The 3,479-nt window shown below is 28.8% G+C and carries 4 protein-coding genes; 3 read left to right on the top strand and 1 reads right to left on the bottom strand.

The features are described 5' to 3' along the window. Positions 1–75: 75 nt before the first annotated feature. Positions 76–531: a hypothetical protein gene (locus Q0649_RS22010; RefSeq protein WP_298846957.1), complete on the bottom strand. Its 456-nt coding sequence runs from the start codon at positions 529–531 to the stop codon at positions 76–78. A 272-nt stretch (positions 532–803) separates the two neighbouring features. Here Q0649_RS22010 and Q0649_RS22005 point away from each other — a divergent pair, with 272 nt between their 5' ends. The 3 genes from Q0649_RS22005 to Q0649_RS21995 all read left to right on the top strand — a co-directional run bounded on the left by Q0649_RS22005 (position 804) and on the right by Q0649_RS21995 (position 3,378). Further along, positions 804–2,033 (top strand): aminopeptidase, encoded by a 1,230-nt coding sequence (locus tag Q0649_RS22005; protein WP_298846955.1) that lies wholly within the window; start codon positions 804–806, stop codon positions 2,031–2,033. Positions 2,034–2,246: 213 nt separating this feature from the next. Then, complete coding sequence (locus tag Q0649_RS22000; RefSeq protein ID WP_298846953.1) at positions 2,247–2,414, top strand: zinc-ribbon domain-containing protein; 168 nt, start codon at positions 2,247–2,249, stop codon at positions 2,412–2,414. 199 nt (positions 2,415–2,613) lie between these two features. Continuing rightward, positions 2,614–3,378 carry a hypothetical protein gene (locus tag Q0649_RS21995; protein WP_298846951.1) on the top strand — a complete coding sequence of 255 codons (765 nt, stop codon included), beginning with the start codon at positions 2,614–2,616 and terminating at the stop codon, positions 3,376–3,378. Positions 3,379–3,479: the final 101 nt, after the last annotated feature.

Genomic DNA, 3,479 nt, shown 5'->3' with positions numbered 1-3,479 from the left:
CACGGTGGTGTGAGAGGTCGCTAAATAAACTAATTATTTAGCTCCTACTCGATTGATTTTGTTAAGTAAAGGTTATTATTTAACAGCTTGGATTATATCTTTAATGCATTCATCTTCATTTTTTAGACGTTTAACAATTCCAAAATGTCCTTTTAATTTTCCTATAGTATTTTCATATTTTGTGAAAGCACTTTCAACATCACTACCATTGCAGGTTAAGACTAAATTAACTTTATTAATTGGTACTTGTTTTAAAAATTCACAGATTGCTGGTACAGGTCTTCCTGCCCAGAGTGGTGATACAACAACATATTGATCAAGATCTTTACATTCATCGTTAACTTTGATATTTACGCTTTTATTAGTTGAAGCATAGTAGCCTCCTTTTATAAAGCCTAAGATTCCATTCCAATTCTTATCATCAGTAATTCGAATAGGTGAAAGTTCTAAGCCATCAGCTATTTTTGTTGCTATTCGTTCACTAGTGCCTGTTCTTGAAAAAAATAATACTGCAGTTTTGATATTAGTCACCCCTTTTTATTTATGAACATTAATATGTTTTATGTAAAGCATAACCTAATACTTACATGTATTCAAATAAATATACAAAGAATTTTTTAAAAATAACTTTTTATGGTATAATTTTCTTAAGAGTTATAGATAAAATATTAGAATAGTGTTAACGTAGTATATATATAAACTTAGCCATGACAAGGGGCTTTATACCTTGTACACGCTATATATAAAGGAAGTGAGTATTTAGTGGATTTGTGTATTATGTACTTATCTGCTAAAGATATATTATGGATAATAAATTATTAGAGAAATATGCTCGTTTATTAGTAAAGACAGGAATTAACATTCAGAAGAATCAAACACTTGTAATTAATTCTCCTATTGAGTGTGCTGCTTTTACTAGAATTGTTTCTAGAATTGCATATCTAGAAGGGGCTAGGGAGGTAATAGTTACATGGAGAGATGAATTATCTACAAAAATTAAATTTACGCTTGCTCCTGAAGAGATATTTTGCGAATATCCAGATTGGCAGAAAGATTTTTATGTGTCAAGTGCGCGAAAAGGAGCAGCTTTTTTAAGTATTTCAGCTTCTGATCCGGAGCTTATGAAGGATGTTAATCCTGATAGATTGTCAAAATCAAATAAAGCTGCAAGTAATGCAATAAAAGAATACAGAGATAGAATGATGAGTAATAAAAATGTTTGGTGTGTTGCATCTATTCCAACACAAGGTTGGGCAAATAAAGTCTTTCCAGAAGTTTCAGAGAAAGATGCAATGGAAAAACTTTGGAATGCTATATTTAAAACAGTAAGGGTGGATACCGAAGATCCTGTTGCTTCATGGGAAAATCATAAAGCAAACCTAAAGAAAAGTATGGATTATTTAAATTTAAATAATTTTAAATATTTACAATATAAGAATTCATTAGGTACGAATTTGAAAATTGAACTTCCACAAAATCATTTATGGCTTGGAGGATCAGATTATACTCCTGAAGGTGTAGAGTTCATAGCGAACATGCCAACTGAAGAGGTATTTACACTACCTAAAAAAACTGGAGTTAACGGTATAGTAGTAAGTTCTAAACCTTTAAATTATAACGGAAACTTAATTGATAAATTTTCACTTACTTTTGAAAAGGGAAGAGTAGTCGATTTCAAGGCAGAAAGTGGTTATGATATATTAAAAAGTATAATTGAAACTGATGAAGGATCATGTTATCTTGGTGAAGTAGCATTAGTGCCATATGATTCTCCAATATCGAACTCTAATATATTATTTTACAACACACTTTTTGATGAAAATGCATCATGCCATTTGGCTTTAGGTAAGGCATACCCAGTATGCATAAAGAATGGTGAAAATTTAAGTAATGAAGAGCTTAAGGGGTTAGAAGTTAATGATTCTTTTGTACATGAAGACTTTATGGTTGGTACGAAAGATTTACAAATAATAGGGATTACAGCAGAAGGCATAGAAGTGCCGGTATTTGAAAATGGAAATTTTGTAATTTAACTAAACATTTTGAAATATATGAAAAAAATTTTTTAAATGGTTAAAATTATATTGTACAAGCTTTTTAAATATGTTAATATAAGTATGTAATAGAAATTTATATTATTATTTAAGAGAATCTAATCTGATAAACAACATATCCTCTTTTATTTAGGAAATTATTGTTAATCAAATTTAGTTCTTAATTTTCAAATAAAAGGAGGAATATTTAAAATGGAAGACAAAAACTTAATTTGTAAAGACTGTGGAAAAGAATTCGTATTCACTGAGGGCGAACAAGCTTTCTATAAAGAAAAAGGATTCGAAAATGAACCACAAAGATGTGCTGATTGTAGAAGAGCAAGAAAACAACAAAATAATAACTCATCTTATTCAAGATAGTTAAAATAATTAGATATACCCTATAAAACCTTGGTTTTATAGGGCTTTTTTTATTTACAAAGGAGATACACAATATTTACTGGGAAATATATCATAATCACATATTTTCACATAATACTGAGATAATTATTCGAAATTTGTCGAATATAATGTATTTATAGACAAACAACTAATACAAATTATTCGAGGAGTGGATTATATGTTAAATTACAAAAAAATGATATTATCAACAACTCTAGCAATGGCAATATTAGCACCGAGTGCTGTTTTTGCTGGCACATTAAATAATGTAACACCAAAATGTGATATGAAAGTATGTAAAGAAGATAGCGTTAAAACTAATTCTAAAATTGATTGCTGTAAAGAATGTTGCAAGGTAGGTAATTGTAAGATGGAATGTTGCAAAAACGATAAGGAATTATTAACTAATAAAGAAGAAAAACAGGATGTACAAAAGGAAAACTTACAAGCTAAAATTCAAATGTATGATAAAGTTCTTCAGAATGCAGAAAAATATGTACCAGGTACTACTCAAAATGGTGATGCTTCTATAACTAAAACAAAAGAATTAGCAGAACAAATTATTAATGTAAGAAAAGAAAAAATAAATTCAGCAACTTTACCTTTAAAGAATGAATTTAAAATTCAAGTGAATGTTATAGAACTTAAGGCCACAAAGGGTGAAATAACAAAACAAGAAGCTAAAGATCAACTTGTAGCGGAGCAACAACATAAAAAAAATCAAGTCAAAATTATAAAAGAGCAGTTTAAAAATGAAAATAAACCTTTGAAAGATAATATAAAAGTTAAAAAGAATATAGCAATAGAAAGCTTTAAAAACTTTGCAATCTCTATAGAGTCAAAAGATGCTAAAACTATCGAAAAAAGTTTTAACTTATATATTCAAAATATTGATGATTTAAATATTATGTTACAACAATTAATTAATCAGACACCAGCATAATATAAAAGTTGAGTAAAGACTATATTTTTAATTAAATATAGTCTTTTTTTAGTGTGCTCGGCATGGGCGTTTACTCGTCGGTGAAAGTCCGATACGGGGGC

Origin of the sequence: uncultured Clostridium sp. (genome assembly GCF_937920395.1) — a bacterium.
GTDB lineage: Bacteria > Bacillota > Clostridia > Clostridiales > Clostridiaceae > Clostridium_AD.
The sequence above is the reverse complement of the archived record's forward strand: the minus strand, read 5'-3'. Positions and strand labels throughout refer to the sequence as shown.

Bases quoted from the DNA above. Each gene is read 5' to 3' on its own strand.
- Q0649_RS21995 (WP_298846951.1), top strand. From the start codon at position 2,614: ATGTTAAATTACAAAAAAATGATATTATCAACAACTCTAGCAATGGCA.
- Q0649_RS22005 (WP_298846955.1), top strand. From the start codon at position 804: ATGGATAATAAATTATTAGAGAAATATGCTCGTTTATTAGTAAAGACA.
- Q0649_RS22000 (WP_298846953.1), top strand. From the start codon at position 2,247: ATGGAAGACAAAAACTTAATTTGTAAAGACTGTGGAAAAGAATTCGTA.